This is a genomic window from Tessaracoccus palaemonis (assembly GCF_019316905.1).
GTDB lineage: Bacteria > Actinomycetota > Actinomycetes > Propionibacteriales > Propionibacteriaceae > Arachnia > Arachnia palaemonis.
The window spans coordinates 3,080,079-3,096,505 of record NZ_CP079216.1 but is presented as its reverse complement, the minus strand read 5'-3'; the positions used below and the strand labels follow the sequence as shown (position 1 = coordinate 3,096,505).

Below are 16,427 nucleotides of genomic sequence, written 5' to 3'. Positions count from 1 at the left end.
GAGGCGGCACCGACGACCCGCGTCAGCGCTCCAGCAGCGGCTCGACCCAGGCGGCGGGGTCGGCATGCACGTGAGCGAGCGCGGCGAGGCCGGCGCCCATCGCCGCCCGCAGCGGTGCCTGTGACACCGACGCCAGCTCGATTTCGGAGTACGTCGACCACAGCACCCGACGGTCCAGTTCCGCGGCCAGCAGGGGGTTCAGCCACTCGCCCAGCACTCCGAGGTGGCCGCCGAGATTCACGGTGGTGAGGTCGAGCAGGTTCAGGGCGCCGCCGACGGCGATGCCGAGGGCCTTCGCCGCCTCGTCGATGGCCACGAGGGCGCGCTCGTCGCCTGCGTCCAGCGCGATGCACAGGGCGTCGAGGTCCTTCTGTCGGCTCGCGGCCAGCAGGGCGGGCCTGCCGACGACGGTCTCGAGGCAACCGTCCGCCCCGCAGCCGCAGACCGCCCCGCCGGGCTCCACGCACATGTGGCCGAGTTCGGAGGCCCACCCGTGGCGGCCGGACAGCAGCTGGCCGTCCATCGAGACGGCCGAGCCGATCCCGACCTCGCCCGTCAGGTAGAGGAACGACGCGTCGGGCGACTCCTGGATGAGCGTCAGTGAGGAGCAGTCGACGTCGTTGGCCACGCGCAGCGGCACGGGCTCGCCCCGGAAGGTGACGTCCCACCTGGACGACGGGTCCAGCCCGTCCCAGCCGAGGTTCGGCGCCCGCACGACGCGGCGCCCGTCCTTCGCGACGAGTGCCGGCACGGCGAGCACGGCCCCGGCCAGCCGGGCCTCATCAGGAGCTTGGCCCAGAAGCCGCTCCGCGAGGCGCGTCGCGATCGCCATGGTCGCCTCAAACCCGAGGTCGAGGGCGTCGATCGCCTCCTTGGCGACGCCGAGCGTCGCTCCGGACAGGTCCACCACCGTGGCGACGATGCGGTCAAGGTTGACCTCGAGCCCGAGCGAGACCACCGTCCCCGCGCTCAGCGACAGGGGGACGGCCGGGCGCCCGCGCAGGCCACCGATGGCTTCGCCCTCGACGACGAGGCGCCCGAGGACGAGGTCGTCGACCAGCCGGGACACCGTCGAGCGGGTCATGCCGAGCGCCGCCGCGATGTCGGCACGTGAGACGGAGCCGGACTCGCGGGTGATGCGATCGAGGACCAGAGCCAGGTTCGTGGATCGCACGAACGCCTGCGTCATGCCGGCCTGGGTGTTCGGCGTCATGAGGTCCTCCTGCGTCGCGCGGTCGTGGTGGCGGCGCCACCACGATGTGGTTGACATTAACGATAACTCGTATAAGTATTAGACAACAACAAAAGACGGGACGAGGTAGTCCCGGATCTGCAGCTAACCCGCAACGAGGAGCGAACATGCGCAAGCCCACCCCCGAGGACAAGTTCTCCTTCGGCCTCTGGACCGTCGGCTGGACCGGCACCGACCCCTTCGGCACCAGCACCCGCCCGGCGCTGGACCCCTGGGAGTACTCCGACAAGCTCGCCGAGCTCGGCGCCTGGGGCATCACGTTCCACGACAACGACGTCTACCCGTTCGACGCGCCGGTCGACGTCGCGAAGGCACGTGTCGCGCAGCTGCGTGACGCCGCCGCCAAGGCCGGCCTCGTCATCGAGATGGTGACCACCAACACCTTCTCGCACCCCTGCTTCAAGGACGGCGGCCTCACCGCCAACGACCGCTCCGTGCGCCGCTTCGGCCTGCGCAAGGTCCTCAACGCCGTCGACATCGCCGCCGAGTCGGGCGCCACCACCTTCGTGATGTGGGGCGGCCGCGAGGGCGCCGAGTACGACTCCTCCAAGGACCTCTACGCTGCACTCGACCGCTACAAGGAGGGCCTCGACACCGTCGCGGGCTACATCAAGTCGCAGGGCTACGACCTGAGGATCGGCCTCGAGCCCAAGCCGAACGAGCCCCGCGGTGACATCTTCCTGCCGAGCATCGGCCACGCGCTCGGCCTGATCGCCGAGCTGGAGCACGGTGACATCGTCGGCCTCAACCCCGAGACCGGCCACGAGCAGATGGCCAACCTCAACTACACGCACGGCCTCGCGCAGGCGCTGCACGCCAAGAAGCTCTTCCACATCGACCTCAACGGCCAGAAGGGCCTCAAGTACGACCAGGACCTGTGCTTCGGTCACGGCGACCTGCTCAGCGCGTTCTTCACCGTCGACCTGCTGGTCAACGGCTTCCCGTCCGACCCGGAGGGCTCCCGCTACACCGGCCCGATCCACTTCGACTACAAGCCGTCGCGCACCGAGGGCATGCAGGGGATCTGGGACTCCGCCAAGGCGAACATGGAGACCTACCTGATGCTCGCGGAGAAGGCCCGTGCCTTCCGCGCCGACCCGGCCGTCCAGCAGCTGATGACCGACAACGGCATCTTCGACTCCGCGGTCCCGACGCTGGCCGCCGGCGAGTCCGTCGCCGACTTCCTGGCCGCTGACGAGCCCTTCGACGCGGACGCCGCCGGTGCCCGCGAGTACCGCTTCGTCGAGCTCTACCAGGCCGCGATGCGCCACCTCGTCGGCTGACCGACGCACCATCCGGGCGGCCGGCGGCTCACGGGCCGCCGGCCGTCGGTGCGTCTTTCGGGTGGGTCGCGCCTCCGTCGGTCGCGTCGGCTGCCGGGGGGGCGATGAGCACGACACACTTGTCGTCGCGGGATCCGCCCCTTTTCGGCCCGATTTCCGCGACGAGCAGGAGGATGTGCTCATCGGCGGCTGAGCCGCAGCACCGCCCTCACCGTCTCGGGCATCGCCTCGAGGTTCTCCGCCGAGAATCGGATCACCCGCCAGCCCGCTGCTGCCAGGCGTGCGTCGCGGAGCCGGTCGTAGTGGAACGACTCGCGCGTGCCGTGGTGCGTGAAGCCGTCGAACTCGACGGCGACCTTCTCCCCGGGCCACGCGACGTCGAGGTAGTAGACAGCGCCGTGCACCTCGACACGGTGGTTCGTCCGCCACCCGCGGATCCCTGCCTCCCGGAGCAGCCTGTGGCCGAGGCGTTCGAGCTGTGACCATGGTGCGTCGCGTGAATCGGCGACGACCTGGCGTCGCAGCTGGTTGCCACGACGCTTCGGGGTCAGCGCCAGCGTCGTCTTCAGGTCGGCGACGGTGACGGCCCGGCGCCGCAGGGCCTCGTCGACGGCCTCCGGTCCGAGCTCGGTGATGAGGTCGAGGACGGTCAGCGCGGGCGTTGTGACCCGAAGACCCGCGACGCGGATCTGCAGATGATCGCCGATCCTGCGCTGCTCGAAGGCGAAACCCGCGCTGGGTGCGACCTCGACGGGGTGCGCGACGCCGACGACCTCGCACTCGATCTCGGGCCACCAGGTCAGCCTGGCCGCGGCCCTGCCGGTGACGATGTACTCGTGGTCGCTGCTGCGGAGCGCAGCGATGCGGACGTCGAAGTCGTGCCGTCGATCTGCGATGGCGTAGATCCCGGGCAGCACTGTGGCGAGCTCGCCGCGGTAGCGGGTGGAGTTGAGCGCCCCCGACCACGCGGGTCGCTGGGCGGCGTTGATGACGAGTTCCCGCTCGGCGGCGGCACGGAGGTAGTTCTTCATACCTCTGGTGATGGCCGTTCCGGTGCCTGGAACTCCAGGAATCTCGGTTGTCCACAGGATGCGCGCGGCCGGACCGTCGGGATGCGTCGTCGATCAGGCGCCCTCGACGGCTTCGGCAAGGGCCTCGAGGTCCGCGCGACACTCACGCAGGAGACATCGCGAGCGGTCGTGCGCCATGGGCGTGCCCTCCGCGTCCCAGCGGCGGGCCGCCTCGTCGACGAGGTGCGGCGGCAGCGCGCCGCGGGCGTTGGTCACCCGCCACCACGTGACCTGGTCGCCGACCTGGGACATGATCGTCCCCACCCGGCGCGGCCCGGTGCCCACGAGTTCGGCGATGTCTCCGTACGTCGCGACCCGCCCAGGCGGAATCAGCGACACGACATCGAGGACGGCCTCGACGGTCGCCGCGGCACCCTCGATGAGCACTTCGTCCTTCTCGTCGGCCTTTCGGGCGTTTTTCCGGCCGGTTTCCGAGACGACAAGTGTGTCGTGCTCATCGCGGGGGAGGGGGAGCGGGCAGTCACTGGACGTCGGGGGTGCCGAGGAGGGCGGGGAGGGTGTCGTCGAGCCGGCCGCGGACCACCTCGTCGGCCTCGTCGTCGAAGGCCGTCTCCGACGCGTTCGCGATGACCCCGAGGGCCCCGTGCTCCAGCGCGAGCGGGAACAGGCCTGCGACGGGGTAGACGCCCAGCGTCGTGCCCACCGCGACCATCGCGTCGCAGTCCTCCACCGCCGCGACGCTCGCCTCCAGCACGGCGGGATCGAGCACCTCCTCGAACAGGATCACCGTCGCCCGGGTGACTCCGCCGCAGAACGGGCAGCGCGGGTCCTTCTCGCCGGCGTGGACCCGATCCACCATCTCCTCCATCGGCCCCGTCCGGCCGCACATCTCGCACCGCCATGTCCGCATCGAGCCGTGCACCTCGTGCACCAGTTCCGGAGACGAGCCCGCGAGCTGGTGCAGCCCGTCGGTGTTCTGCGTCACGATCGCCCGCAGCCTGCCCTGCCGCTCCAGCTCGACGATCGCCCTGTGGGCCCTCGTCGGGCGGGCGGCCCACGCGGCCGGGTCGGCCCGACGGCGCCACGCCGCCTTGCGTACGTCCTCGTCGCGCAGGTACCACGACAGCGTCGACACAAGCTCCGCGTACGGGTCGCGGGTCCACAGACCCTCTGGACCGCGGAAGTCGGGGATGCCGGCCGCCGTCGACAGCCCTGCGCCGCTCAGGATGACGATGCGCTCCGCGTCGTCCAGCGTTTTCACCATGCCTCCAGTGTGTCGCGCGTCGGCGGAAGTCGGTAGCCGTCGGGGTCGGTGGGTACCGTATCCCGCCTCGCTCCGCTCGGCGCCCTTCGACAAGCTCAGGGACCCGGATCGTTGAGCCTGTCGAAACGCCCTGAGCACAGCGAAGGGGGCAAGCCGACCGCCTCGCTCAGGGACCCGGGGTCTTGCGGCTCAGGCCTGCGCGGCGGGGAAGTCGAAGCTGGCAAGCAGCGCCGCGGCCTTCGTCGTCGGCTGCGTGAACTCCAGTGACGCCTCGTCGTCGACCGAGAGCGACAGCGTCACGGCCTCGATCAGCTGATGCTGGGCGATGCTGCGCTCGATGTCGCGCAGCCGGCGAGCGACGTCGTGCTCCACGTCGTCGCCGGTGAGGTCGACCTCGGCGACCAGGAACAGCCGGTTCGGCCCCACGAACTCGATGTGCAGGTAGGTGACGCGGGAGACCCCGGGCGAGTGCAGGATGGACCAGCCGGCCGCGTTGCGCAGCTCTGCCGGGACGCTCGTTCCGAGCAGGAAGATGAAGTTGCGCTGGATCAGCAGCAGGGCGACGATCCCGAGCAGCACGCCGACGAGGATGGAGCCGATGGCGTCCCACATCGCGTTACCGGTGATCTGGTGCAGGAGAATCGAGCCGCCCGCGATTACAAGACCGACGAGCGCAGCGGCGTCCTCGAAGAACACCGCGCGCAGCGTGGTGTCGGAGGTGTCGAGCACGTAGTCGAATGTGCCGCGCCCGCGGATTCTCGCCAGACGTCTCGACTCCATCAGCGCCTGCGTGAACGAGATGCCCTCGAGGATCGCCGCGATGCCGAGGACTGCATACGCGATGGCGGGACTCTCGACCGGCTGCGGGTCGCGCAGCTCGGAGACGCCGTGGGTGATCGAGACGATCGCACCGGCGGTGAAGATGCCGAAGGCGGCGATGAGGCTCCAGACGAACGATGCGCGCCCGTAGCCGAAGGGGTGCGCGCGGTCCTTGGGTCGCTCGGCCTGCTTGTCGGCCACGAGAAGGAAGATCTCATTGCCGGCATCCGCCCAGGAGTGGGCCGCCTCGGCGACCATGGCGGCCGACCCCGTGATGGCCGCCGCGATGGTCTTGGCGACCGCGACCAACACGTTCGCGATGAAGGCGATGATGACTGTCACGAGCTGACCCTTTCTGTCCCCGAAGCATCGCTCACAATAGGCCGTCGCGTGATCGACGATTACGTGGGTGTTCGTAGGTCGCCGCGCGCCACGCCCAGACGACGATTCAATATGCGGGCCGATTCAACCATCTGAAAGGCGATACATCGTGCGGTCTTGCCGGCGAGGGATCGGGTTCACGGTTAGCGACACGACCGAAGCGACTACGCGCGTGGGAGGGGCGAATCAATCGTCCACAATGACGGGTTGACAAGCCCTGATGATCACCGCTCTCCAATGAGGGGAGGAAAGGACACCCCCCCTGAAAAGGAAGGTTTGGTGAGTGTTACCTTACCTTCATGACGCTTGTGGAACAGTTCGCCGCCAGGCGATGCACGACACCAGAAGAGCTTGCCGGTGAACCGACCCGCTCCCTTGACGCTCTCGCCGTCGGCGAAGGTTCGACGGTCGTCGGTTTCGAGGGCGACGACGTCGTCGTCCGACGGCTCTTCGACCTGGGCTTCGTGCCCGGCGTCGAGGTCCTCCGGCTCCGCCGCGCTCCGCTCGGCGACCCGATCATGTTCCGCGTCGGCGGATCCGAAATCGTCCTGCGCAAGGCGCAGGCACAGCTGGTGAAGGTGGCCGCGTCATGAGTGAGCACTGCGGAACGACGATCACGGCTACCCTCGACGGGGTGGCCCGCGTCGCGCTGGTGGGCAGCCCCAACGCTGGAAAGACCACCCTCTTCAACGCGCTGACCGGGCTGCGCGCCAAGACGGGTAACTACCCGGGGGTGACGGTCGCCCGCTATGAGGGCCGCGTCGAGACCGCCAAGGGCTCGGTCGTCGTGGAGGACCTCCCGGGCACCTACTCACTCGACCCGATCAGCCCCGACGAGGAGATCGTCGCGCAGGTCGTCGAGAACGCCGACGACCTCGACGGCATCCTTGTTGTGCTCGACTCCACCAACCTGACGCGCGGCCTCGGCCTCGTGGCGCAGGTCCAGCAGGCCGGGAAGCCCGTCGCCATCGTCTTGACGTTTGTCGACGAGTTGCTGCGCCGTGGCGGCAAGCTCGACCCGGCTGCGCTGTCCCGCGCGCTCGGGTTGAAGGTGCTGCCTGTCATCGCCGGCGAGAAGCGCGGCGTCGCCGCCCTGACCGCGATCATGGGTGAGCCGGACAGCTGGACCGCGCCCCCCGTCGCGCCCCCCACTGCCACCGACGAGGTCGTCGGATGGGCCCAGTCCGTCGCGAAGGCGGCGCACTACACGCCCCCGCAGCCCGATTCACGAACCGGCAAGCTCGATGCCGTGCTGCTGCACCCCGTCTGGGGCACGCTCATCTTCTTCGTGACGATGTACCTGTTCTTCCAGACGATCTTCGTCGTGGCGGCGCCTCTGCAGGAGATCTTCGAGGGCGCGATGACGTCGCTCGGTGACATGGTGCGGGGATCGATCTCCAACCCGTATCTCGCGAGCTTCGTCGGCGACGCGATCTTCGGCGGCGTCGGCGGCGTGGTGGTTTTCCTGCCGCAGATCGCCCTGCTGTTCGTGCTGATCTCGCTGCTCGAGGGCTCCGGCTACCTGGCGCGCGCCGCGTACCTGATGGACCGCGTGATGGCGATGGCCGGGCTCGAGGGTCGCGCGTTCGTCGCTCTGCTCAGCTCCGTGGCCTGCGCCATCCCCGGCATCATGGCCACCCGCACGCTGCCGTCGGCCAAGGACCGCATCGCGACCATGATGGGCGCGCCGCTCATGACCTGCTCCGCGCGTCTGCCCGTGTACATCCTGCTGATCGGCATGCTCGTGCCGAGCGACCCGCGCTGGGGTCCCTTCGGTGCCCAAGGCACGATCATGTTCGGCCTGTACCTGCTGGGCGCCGTCTCAGCCATGATCGCCGCCTGGTTCTTCAGCCGGATCGTCGGCCGTTCCCGCACCCCGATGCCGTTCTACATGGAGATGCCCTCGTACCGGATCCCGCGGATGCGCACCGTGCTGCTGAGCGTCTGGGAGGCCTGCAAGGCGTTCCTGAAGAAGGTCACCTCGATCATCCTGCTGACGACCGTCGTGCTGTGGGTGCTGCTGAACTTCCCGCTGCACAGCGATGCGGCCATGGAGGCCGCCGGTGTCAACACCTCCGACGAGGTTGCTGTCGCCGCCTACACCATCGACAACTCCACAGGCGCCGCCATCGGCAAGGCCGTCGAGCCCGTCTTCGAGCCGCTGGGCTTCGACTGGCGCGTCAACATCGGCGTCCTGTCCTCGCTGGCCGCCCGTGAGGTGTTCGTCGCGACGATGGGCCAGGTGGCCTCCGCCGCGGACCCGGAGGACCCGGCCGACGCACTGGAGAACATGACGTACACGTCGGGCCCGAACGAGGGGACCCCGGTGTTCACGCCGCCGACGATCTCCGCCCTGCTGGTGTTCTTCGTCTACGCGATGCAGTGCATGTCGACGCTCGGCGTGATGCGTCGAGAGACGGGCGGCTGGAAGTGGCCGGCCATCGCGTTCGGCTACATGAGCGTCGTCGCCTGGGTCACGGCGTTGGCCGCGCACACCGTCGTGAGCCTGTTGATGTGATGAAGCGCGTCATCCATCCCCAGACCACACCGGTCGACCCGCAGGCCGTGCGCTGGGTCACCGACACCGACCTCCCCGTCGGCGTCGTGTGGCGCGCGCCCGGCACGCTCGGGCCGCTGATGGAGTACGGGGTGCTGACGAAGGTCTACGTCGAGCGCGGCGGCGTGTGGACGTGGCTCGCGCCCGGCAGGAGCTGGACCGAGCACGGCCCGCGGATCCGCGACGCCGTCGCCTCGGCGCTCGATCTCGACGGCTGGCAGATCCAGGAGCGGTCGGCCGACGTGCTGGAGACCGTCGCGCGCGACGTCCTCGAGGGCGAGCTGGGGGAGTACATCGCGTCGCATGGCGGGGCCATCCGCGTCATCTCGGCGACGGAGGACACGCTCACGCTCGACTTCGGCGGAGCCTGCGAGGACTGCCCTGCCGCCGGGAGCACCATGCATGACCGGATCGAGTCGGCCGTGAAGGCGCGGTACCCGGAGTTGCAGTCCGTCGCGCGCATCCCGATGGACCCGAAGGCCAAGGGCTTCCTGGGCCTGCCGTCGCTCAGCAGCCGGGTCCGCAGCCGCTGCTGACCGGTTCGACCCAGCGCGACGGGCCTGTCGGTCGGACGTGGAACACGGTTCTGGTCGGTCTTCCGACCAGAACCGTGTTCCTCTCCGCGGAGAGTCCTGCGAGCGGAACGAGCGCCATTACGCGACGAGCCCCGACCGTGTGGTCGGGGCTCGTCGCGTTGTGTGGACGCCTCGTCGGCCATGGACGCCACCCTCCCGACCGACGCCACCCACCCGACCGACGCCACCCTTACGCGCAGACGCCACCCTTCCTCACGGACGCCACCCGTCCCGACGGACGCTACCGCTCTCGACACATGCCACCGCCCTGGCGGTGGCATGTGCGGCGAAGGGTAGCGTCGGTTGAGAAGGGTGGCGCCTGGACGCTGCGGAGCGGACGACGGTACGCAGGGCTGGCCAGTGGTCGATCGTGGTTCCCGTCGGCCGGCCGACGGAAACCACCATCGACCTCGCGAGGTGCTGGCGGGGTGCTTCGCCTCGCTGCGCTTCGGCGCCCTTCGACAGGCTCAGGGAACCGGTGGCAGCCTCAGGGAACCGGGGCCGGCTCAGGGAACCGGAGGCAGGCTCAGGGGAGCGGGGCCTCACCAGCCCTCGAGGACCAGCTTGCCGGCCGTGCGACCTGACTCAATGCGGGCGTGCGCGTCGCGCAGGTTGGCCGCGTTGATGGGGCGCAGGACGGCAGTGGTCGTCGGCCGCACCTGGCCGGCCTCGACGAGGTCCGCGAGCCGGTCGAGGATGAAGTGCTGCTCGATCATGTCCGGCGTCTGGAACAGGGCGCGGGTGAACATCGACTCCCAGTGCCAGCTGATCGACTTCGGCTTCAGCGCCGTCACGTCGGCCGGACCGTTGTCGATCGCGACGATGTGGCCACCGGCCCTGGTCAGGTCCACATACGCCGGGATCTGGCCCTGCGAGTGCGACGAGAACACCCAGTCGACGCCGCCCGGCGCGACCTGCAGGACCTGCTCGACAAGTTCGCCGCGGTGGTTGACGACGTGCTCGGCGCCGAGTCGTCGGACCCAGGCGCCGCGCTCGGCGTCGGAGGCGGTCGCGATGACCTGCACGTCGGGAAGCAGCACCTCGGCCAGCTGCAGCATCACCGCCCCGACGCCGCCCGTCGCGCCGATCACCAGCAGGTGCCCCGACGACGCGGCCGTCAGGCCGAGCCGATCGAAAAGACACTCCCACGCCGTCAGGCTCGTCAGCGGCAGCGACGCCGCGTCGGCGAAGGACACGTTGCGGGGCCGCCGGCCGACGATCCGCTCGTCGACGGCCTGGAACTGCTGGTTGCTGCCCGGTCGGTTGGTGACGCCGGCGTAGAACACCTCGTCGCCCGGGGCGAACAGCGTCACCTCGTCGCCGACCGCGACGACGGTGCCCGCCGCGTCGAAGCCGAGCACGCGGAGCCCCTCGGGCGTGACCTGCAGACGCTGCTTGGTGTCGATCGGGTTGACCGAGACGGCCTCCACCCGGACCAGCAGGTCGTGGGCGCGGACCTCAGGGCGCTGGACCTGGGCGTCGACCAGCGACGCGGGGTCCGAGGCGGGCAGCGACTCGCGGTAACCGACGGCGGCGTGGGTACTCATGTCCCAAGCCTGCCGTGGCCGCCGGGCCTTGTCGAGGCGTCGTGAGCAGCGCGGCGAGCTGCCCCGTCACCGTCCTGCGATGAGCACGACACACTTGTCGTTGGGATGTGACCGTTCAGGTCGGTCAATTCCGACGATGAGCAGTGTGTCGTGCTCATCGCGACTCGTTGGGCCGGGTCGCGGCCGCGTCGCTGAACGGGACCGATGGGGGAGGGTACGTCTGGCGATCAGGCGGGCGACGGGGCCGAGCTGTGCTTCGGCTCCTCGTCGGGGGTGCGCGCCGGCCCGACGGTGATCGCCGCGATGCCCGTCGTGAGCGGCACGGACAGGATCAGGCCGATCGCCGACGCGAACGTCCGGACCACCTCGCCGGCGAACATCTCCTGGCCGAGCAGCGCGATGGTGTCGCGGGCCGTGAAGTAGAGCAGCAGGATGATCGTCAGCGCGGAGCCGGCGTAGGCGAACACGATGGTGTAGATCGTCGACGCGATGTGGTCGCGACCGATCCGCATGCCCGCGGTGAAGACCTGCATGCGCGTCCACTGCGGCGCGGCGGCGCGCAGCTCCCACGCGGCGGAGGCCTGCGTGATGGTCACGTCGTTGAGGACGCCGAGGCCGCCGATGATGATGCCGACCATCAGCAGGTCCTGGAAGTTGATGGCGGGGGCCAGCTGGGAGAGGTCGTACTCGTTCTCGTCGGCGAATCCCGACAGGCGGGCCATCTCGACCGAGATCGCGCCCAGCCCGGTGATGACCGCCAGCCCGAGCAGCGTCCCGGCGAGCGCCGCCGACGTGCGCAGCGATACCCCGTGCGCGATGTAGAGGACGATGAACATGATGACGGTTGACCCGGCCAGCGCGACGGCCATGCCGGGCTTGCCGACGATGACCGCGGGCAGCATGAAGCCCAGCAGGATCCACGCGCCGGCCGCGAGCCCGACCAGCGCGAGCAGGCCACGCAGCCGCGCGACCGCGACCACCGCGACGACGAACATCACGGCCAGTGCGATCAGCACCGGCAGCCGGTGGACTCCGCTGAAGGAGAAGACCACCTCGCCGTCGCCGGTGGGGACGCGGGCGATCTCGATGATGTCGCCCGGCCGCAGCCCGTTGTTGACGCTGCCGCCGCTGAGCACGACGTCGGCGGTCTCGCCCGCGTAGGCGCCGTCGTTGATGGTCACGTTGGCCGTCTTGCAGGCGGCGCTGTCGATCGCGTCGGCGCACCCGACCGCGACGGAGTTGATCGTCGCGTCCTCGTACGTGACGCCCGGCGCGTCGCCCACCTTCTGCAGCGCCGACGACAGCTCGGTCGACGACGGCCACAACCAGATCATCGCCGCGACCGCGATCACGCCGACGATCGCGAGGAATCCGATCAGCGTCGTGCGGGCGCGCTGGCCGACCGCGACCTCGGGGACGGGTCCGTGGGAATGTCCGTGAGCCATGGGCCAAACCTATATCGGTGACGCCTGTGCGGGCCGCCCCCGACCGGCGGCCGGCGGACTCGGGAACACCGATCCACAGGCGTACAGTTGAACCCGGAATGACCTCCGACGCACCCGCGAAGACCCGCCGCCGCCCGGACCCGAAATGTCCCCTGCGACCCGGCGAGCCCTGCACGCTGTGTCAGTACGACGTGCACGGCCCCGAGGACTGCCCGCTGGTCTACCTGATCATGAACGACCCCGAGGACCGCGAGGCCTGGGCCGAGTCGCGCAGGCACTGACCCCCGCCGGTGTTGGTTGGCTCCGCTCGATATCCTGCGGGGCATGGACGACGTCGCCCCGACCTGTTACCGGCACCCGGGAGTCGAGACCCGCATCACGTGTCAGCGGTGCGAGCGACCCATCTGCCCGGAGTGCATGGTCCCGGGCGCCGTCGGCTTCCAGTGCCCCGAATGCGTGAGCCGGGGCCACAAGGAGACGCGTCAGCTGTCGCTGCCCTACGGCGGAGAGCGGTCGACGAACCCCAAGCTGACGACGCTGGTGCTGATCGGCATCAACGCGGCGATCTTCGTCCTCATCCAGCTCGTCGGCGTCTCGAACCGGGCGCTGACGAACACGCTCGCGCTGATGCCGGCGAACCGGTGCCAGATCATGGCCGACGGCACCTTCTTCACCAACCAGCAGGTGTGCGAGACGCTCGGCATGACGTGGGGCTACGGGCTGGCCAGCGAGCCGTGGCAGCTCATCACGTCCGGATTCACGCACGTCGAGGCGATGCACATCCTATTCAACATGGCCGTGCTCTACATGCTCGGCCCGAACCTGGAGGCGATCCTCGGGCGCGCCCGCTTCCTGGCGGTCTACCTCATCGCGCTGATCGGCGGATCGGCGTCCGTGATGCTGTTCACCGAGCCCTGGACGCAGACGCTGGGTGCCTCCGGCGCCATCTACGGCATCCTCGGCGCGTACCTGATCGCCGCCATCAAGCATCGCGGAGACCCTCGCACGATCCTGATGTGGCTGACGATCAACATCGCGTTCTCGTTCATCTTCGCCAACGTCTCCTGGCAGGGGCACATCGGCGGCCTTGTCGCGGGCACCGCGGCCACGGCGATCATCATGCTGCTCCCGAAGGAGTGGCGACGGTACCAGTGGCTCCTGCTCGGGCTCCTCGCCGTGGCGCTGGTGGCTGTCGCCTTCGTGCGCGCCGCTGCCCTGGCCTGAGTCAGGCCAGCGCCCGGCGCAGGGCCGAGGCGACGTCGCGGTCGAGGAACTCGAAGCCCGAGGCCTCCAGCCGCGCCGAGCTCACGCGCTGGTCGGTGTTGACGAGTTCGTCGTAGCCCTGGCGGCCGAGCAGCAGCATCGGGCCGACGGCGGGGGTCGGCAGCCATGACGGCCGGTGCGTCGCCTCGCCGAGAGCCTTCGCGAACAGCCCCTGCGTCACGGGTTCCGGGCCGACGGCGTTCACGCGGCCGGACAGGGAGCCGGTCAGCCCCGCGTGCACATAGGCGCGGGCCAGGTCCTCGAGCGAGATCCAGCTCAGCCACGCGTCGCGCCTTGTCAGCGGCCCGCCGAGGCCGAGCCGGAACAGTGGGAGCTGCTGCGGCAGCACGCCGCCGTTGCCGCTCAGCACGATCCCGGTGCGGAGCAGGACCGTGCGGACGCCGGCGGCGGTCGCGTGCCGGGAGGCGCGCTCCCAGGTGGCGACGACGTCGGCGAGGAACCCGTCGCCGCGCGTCGACCCCTCCGTCAGCAGTTCGCCGGGCCGACGGGGCCCGTAGAAGCCGATCGCGGAGGCCTGTACGAGCGTCCGCTCCCCGGGGTCGGCCGCGAGTGCGTCGGAGAGGGTGGTGGTCGCGTCGAGGCGGGAGCGCAGGATGGCGGCCCGGTGCTCGTCGGTGAAGCGACCCCCGATGGTCTCCCCGGAGAGGTTCACGACGACGTCGACGCCGTCGAGCGCGCCGTCGGGGAGTTCGTGGGTGGCGGGATCCCAGGCGATCTCGTCGGGGCCGTTGGGTCTGCGCCGCACGAGGCGGACGACGGTGTGGTCGCCGTGGCGCAGCAGCTGGACGAGGCGGGTGCCGACGAGCCCGGAGGATCCGGAGATGAGCCAGGTGGACATGATTCAGCCTCTCACAGGGGCCGTGCCCGGCGACAGGGGTGGGACGACCGAGATCTGACTGCCGCCGCACACTCGCCGCACCCAGTGTCGGTGTCACGCGAGCAGGCCGAAGCCTGCCTACGATGGCGGTATGACTGAAGATGCGCTGGTGCTGGTCGGCAACGACAAGGGTGGGAACGTCTCCACGCTCCGCGTGAGCGATGACGCGCTGGAGGTGGTCGCGACCACCGAGGTCGGCGTCGGCTGTTCGACGTTCGCCGTCGACGGTGACCTGATCTACGTCGCGGTGAAGGAGCCCTCCCCGGCCGTCGTGACGATGAGCCTCGACCGCACCTCCGGCGCCCTGACCGAGCTTGCCCGCCGCCAGGTGCCCGACCCGCTCGGCTATGTCGCGATCGTCGGCGGGGCCACGCTGCTCGTCGCGTCGTATCACGGCGGCTGGGCGGCGTCGTATCCCGTCGTCGACGGCGTCATCGGCGACCCCGCGACCCGCCTCGAGTACCGCAACGCGCACGCCGCCGTCGCGGACCCGACCGGCCACAACGCCTACATCGTGTCGCTCGGCTCTGACGTGATCGGGCAGTACTCCATCGGCATGGATTCGGAACTCGTTGAGCTGTCCGAGCCTGTCGTGCACGTCACCGCTGGCATCGGCCCGCGTCACCTGGTCGTCGCGCCGGACGGCCGCAACGCCTACGTGGTCACGGAGTTCACCGGCGAGGCGATCCGCTTCGACCGCTCGGAGGGCGGCCGGCTCGAGCGCCGCGAGGAGGTCCCCGTCCACGACGGCACCCGCGGCCTGCGCACCAGCGCGCTCGGCCTCGACCCCAAGGCCGGGCACCTCATCTGGGGCGCCGACATCGCGCTCGCCGCCGACGGCCGCTGGCTCCTGTGCACCGAACGCAGCGAGTCGACGGTGGCCGCCGTCGAGCTCGACGGCGAGGGCAGGCTGAGCGACAAGGTCGTGTTCACCGACACCGAGGCTCAGCCCCGCGGCCTCACCGTCGGCCCCGACGGCACCACGGTGATCGTCGTCGGCGAGGTGTCCGGCCACGCGTCGCTCTACCGCCTGGCCGACAACGGGACCATGGTCCTCTCCGACCGTGTGGAGACCGGCAAGGGCCCGAACTGGGTCCGCTTCGTCTGAGCGGTCCACCCCCTGTGTACAACCTGTGGCGGCGTCGTCCCCAGGCTTCCCACGCTCAGAAACCAGCGCTGTGCACCGCCCCTGGGGATTATCCCCGGACTTATCCACACAGTTGTTCACACCTGCGGATAAGTCTTACACGGCTGTAGTTACCTCCGTTGGACTCTCGCGAGTCAGGCATCTGCCGCCGTCCTGCCTTGCTCTGACGCAGCAGATCAGCCCGTGGGTGAGGCTGAGGCGGCAATCGGAACGCTCTGGGAGGTCCCTGTTGACGTCAGGGAACGAGTGGCAACCCTCGACGAGGTCCTAACAGCAGTGATCCTCCCAGCTCACGGTTGGCATAATCGCCTAATAGGGGGTTGGACGAGGAGGCAATTCGGGTGTGATGCATCGGATTGTCGGAGGCCGCGACGTAGCCCCACGGCCCGACGCTGACTCTTCAGCGGCCCAATTTCAAGTCGCCCCTGTTCAGTAGTGGATTAGGCCGTTGGTGTTCTCGTTCGATCCCCGCAGTCAGGGCGAGTGAAGGTCGCAGAAGAACACCTTGGTGTTGGTGGCCATGGTGAATCGGGCGTGTTCTGCCATCTCTGATCCAAGGTCAGGGTCTTGTGGAGGTTGGTGGGGATGCTGGCTGCCATGTCGATGCGGTGATCGGTGACTGTGGTGGAGCCGTGATCGTCGGGGAGTTGACGGATCAGGGTGAAGCGGCCCGTGTGTTCAACCAGGGTGATCAACGCGGTCTTGTGACGTGCACCCAGGACGAGTTCTCCTTCCCAGTGGCCGGGCAGCGCCCGGTCAGCGTCTTCGGCGGGTCGTTTCGACAACTCGTGGCCGATCAGCCATGGGCGGGTGGTTGTGACGGGGAGTTTCGTTTGCGGGATCCGTTGCCGTCGCCCTGACCGGAGGGCCTTGTCGACCTTCAGTTCGTCGCGTAGTGCTCCGCGTCCTTGGACGTAGAGGCCTAGTAAATCGTCCCAGCGCTTACCTTCACCGCGGCTGCCAAA

15 protein-coding genes and 1 pseudogene are annotated in these 16,427 nt (G+C 69.4%); 7 read left to right on the top strand and 9 right to left on the bottom strand.

Features of this window, described 5'->3' with window-relative positions; all coding sequences use genetic code 11:
* Nucleotides 1-22: 22 nt before the first annotated feature.
* Entirely contained in the window at nt 23-1,270 is a 1,248-nt protein-coding gene (locus KDB89_RS14095) for an ROK family protein (RefSeq protein WP_219082084.1), read from the bottom strand.
* Nucleotides 1,271-1,359: 89 nt separating this feature from the next.
* Between KDB89_RS14095 and xylA the strand changes: the two genes are divergently transcribed.
* Nucleotides 1,360-2,535 (top strand): xylose isomerase, encoded by a 1,176-nt coding sequence (xylA, locus tag KDB89_RS14090; RefSeq protein WP_219082082.1) that lies wholly within the window; start codon nt 1,360-1,362, stop codon nt 2,533-2,535.
* Nucleotides 2,536-2,714: 179 nt separating this feature from the next.
* Here xylA and KDB89_RS14085 read toward each other — a convergent pair whose 3' ends face one another.
* From KDB89_RS14085 to KDB89_RS14070, 4 genes are all read right to left on the bottom strand, one after another.
* Nucleotides 2,715-3,566, bottom strand: a complete 852-nt coding sequence (locus tag KDB89_RS14085; RefSeq protein WP_219082080.1) for an endonuclease domain-containing protein — start codon at nt 3,564-3,566, stop codon at nt 2,715-2,717.
* Between the two features lie 93 nt (nt 3,567-3,659).
* Entirely contained in the window at nt 3,660-3,992 is a 333-nt protein-coding gene (locus tag KDB89_RS14080) for an MGMT family protein (protein ID WP_255556006.1), read from the bottom strand.
* A gap of 94 nt (nt 3,993-4,086) precedes the next feature.
* The gene (locus KDB89_RS14075; RefSeq protein ID WP_219082078.1) at nt 4,087-4,830 is read right to left on the bottom strand and encodes an SIR2 family NAD-dependent protein deacylase; all 744 of its coding nucleotides are present in this window, start codon (nt 4,828-4,830) and stop codon (nt 4,087-4,089) included.
* A gap of 189 nt (nt 4,831-5,019) precedes the next feature.
* Entirely contained in the window at nt 5,020-5,991 is a 972-nt protein-coding gene (locus KDB89_RS14070) for a cation diffusion facilitator family transporter (RefSeq protein ID WP_255556005.1), read from the bottom strand.
* A gap of 338 nt (nt 5,992-6,329) precedes the next feature.
* Between KDB89_RS14070 and KDB89_RS14065 the strand changes: the two genes are divergently transcribed.
* The 3 genes from KDB89_RS14065 to KDB89_RS14055 are packed head-to-tail and all read left to right on the top strand — an operon-like array spanning nt 6,330 to nt 9,123.
* Nucleotides 6,330-6,623, top strand: coding sequence for a FeoA family protein (locus KDB89_RS14065; RefSeq protein ID WP_219082076.1), 294 nt, complete (start codon nt 6,330-6,332; stop codon nt 6,621-6,623).
* 59 nt (nt 6,624-6,682) lie between these two features.
* Entirely contained in the window at nt 6,683-8,548 is a 1,866-nt protein-coding gene (feoB, locus tag KDB89_RS14060) for a ferrous iron transporter B (RefSeq protein ID WP_219084342.1), read from the top strand.
* Nucleotides 8,548-9,123 carry a NifU family protein gene (locus tag KDB89_RS14055; protein WP_219082074.1) on the top strand — a complete coding sequence of 192 codons (576 nt, stop codon included), beginning with the start codon at nt 8,548-8,550 and terminating at the stop codon, nt 9,121-9,123. The genes feoB and KDB89_RS14055 overlap by 1 nt, the downstream gene beginning before the upstream one ends.
* 581 nt (nt 9,124-9,704) lie before the next feature.
* Here the strand turns inward: KDB89_RS14055 and KDB89_RS14050 are convergent.
* Nucleotides 9,705-10,709: a zinc-binding alcohol dehydrogenase family protein gene (locus KDB89_RS14050; RefSeq protein ID WP_219082073.1), complete on the bottom strand. Its 1,005-nt coding sequence runs from the start codon at nt 10,707-10,709 to the stop codon at nt 9,705-9,707.
* Between the two features lie 227 nt (nt 10,710-10,936).
* Nucleotides 10,937-12,154 carry a YibE/F family protein gene (locus KDB89_RS14045; RefSeq protein WP_219082071.1) on the bottom strand — a complete coding sequence of 406 codons (1,218 nt, stop codon included), beginning with the start codon at nt 12,152-12,154 and terminating at the stop codon, nt 10,937-10,939.
* Between the two features lie 98 nt (nt 12,155-12,252).
* Between KDB89_RS14045 and KDB89_RS14040 the strand changes: the two genes are divergently transcribed.
* Entirely contained in the window at nt 12,253-12,435 is a 183-nt protein-coding gene (locus tag KDB89_RS14040; protein ID WP_219082070.1) for a DUF6767 domain-containing protein, read from the top strand.
* Nucleotides 12,436-12,478: 43 nt separating this feature from the next.
* A complete protein-coding gene (locus KDB89_RS14035; protein ID WP_255556001.1) occupies nt 12,479-13,378 on the top strand; it encodes a rhomboid family intramembrane serine protease in 900 nt (299 codons plus the stop codon).
* A gap of 1 nt (nt 13,379) precedes the next feature.
* On the opposite strand, the gene KDB89_RS14030 is transcribed toward KDB89_RS14035, so the two are convergent.
* Complete coding sequence (locus KDB89_RS14030) at nt 13,380-14,276, bottom strand: TIGR01777 family oxidoreductase (protein WP_219082068.1); 897 nt, start codon at nt 14,274-14,276, stop codon at nt 13,380-13,382.
* Nucleotides 14,277-14,406: 130 nt separating this feature from the next.
* Between KDB89_RS14030 and KDB89_RS14025 the strand changes: the two genes are divergently transcribed.
* On the top strand, nt 14,407-15,423 hold the full coding sequence (locus tag KDB89_RS14025) for a lactonase family protein (protein WP_219082066.1): 1,017 nt from the start codon (nt 14,407-14,409) through the stop codon (nt 15,421-15,423).
* A 516-nt stretch (nt 15,424-15,939) separates the two neighbouring features.
* On the opposite strand, the pseudogene KDB89_RS14825 reads toward KDB89_RS14025, so the two are convergent.
* Nucleotides 15,940-16,382 (bottom strand): annotated as a pseudogene (locus tag KDB89_RS14825) (IS30 family transposase); the annotation flags it as partial.
* Nucleotides 16,383-16,427 lie beyond the last annotated feature (45 nt).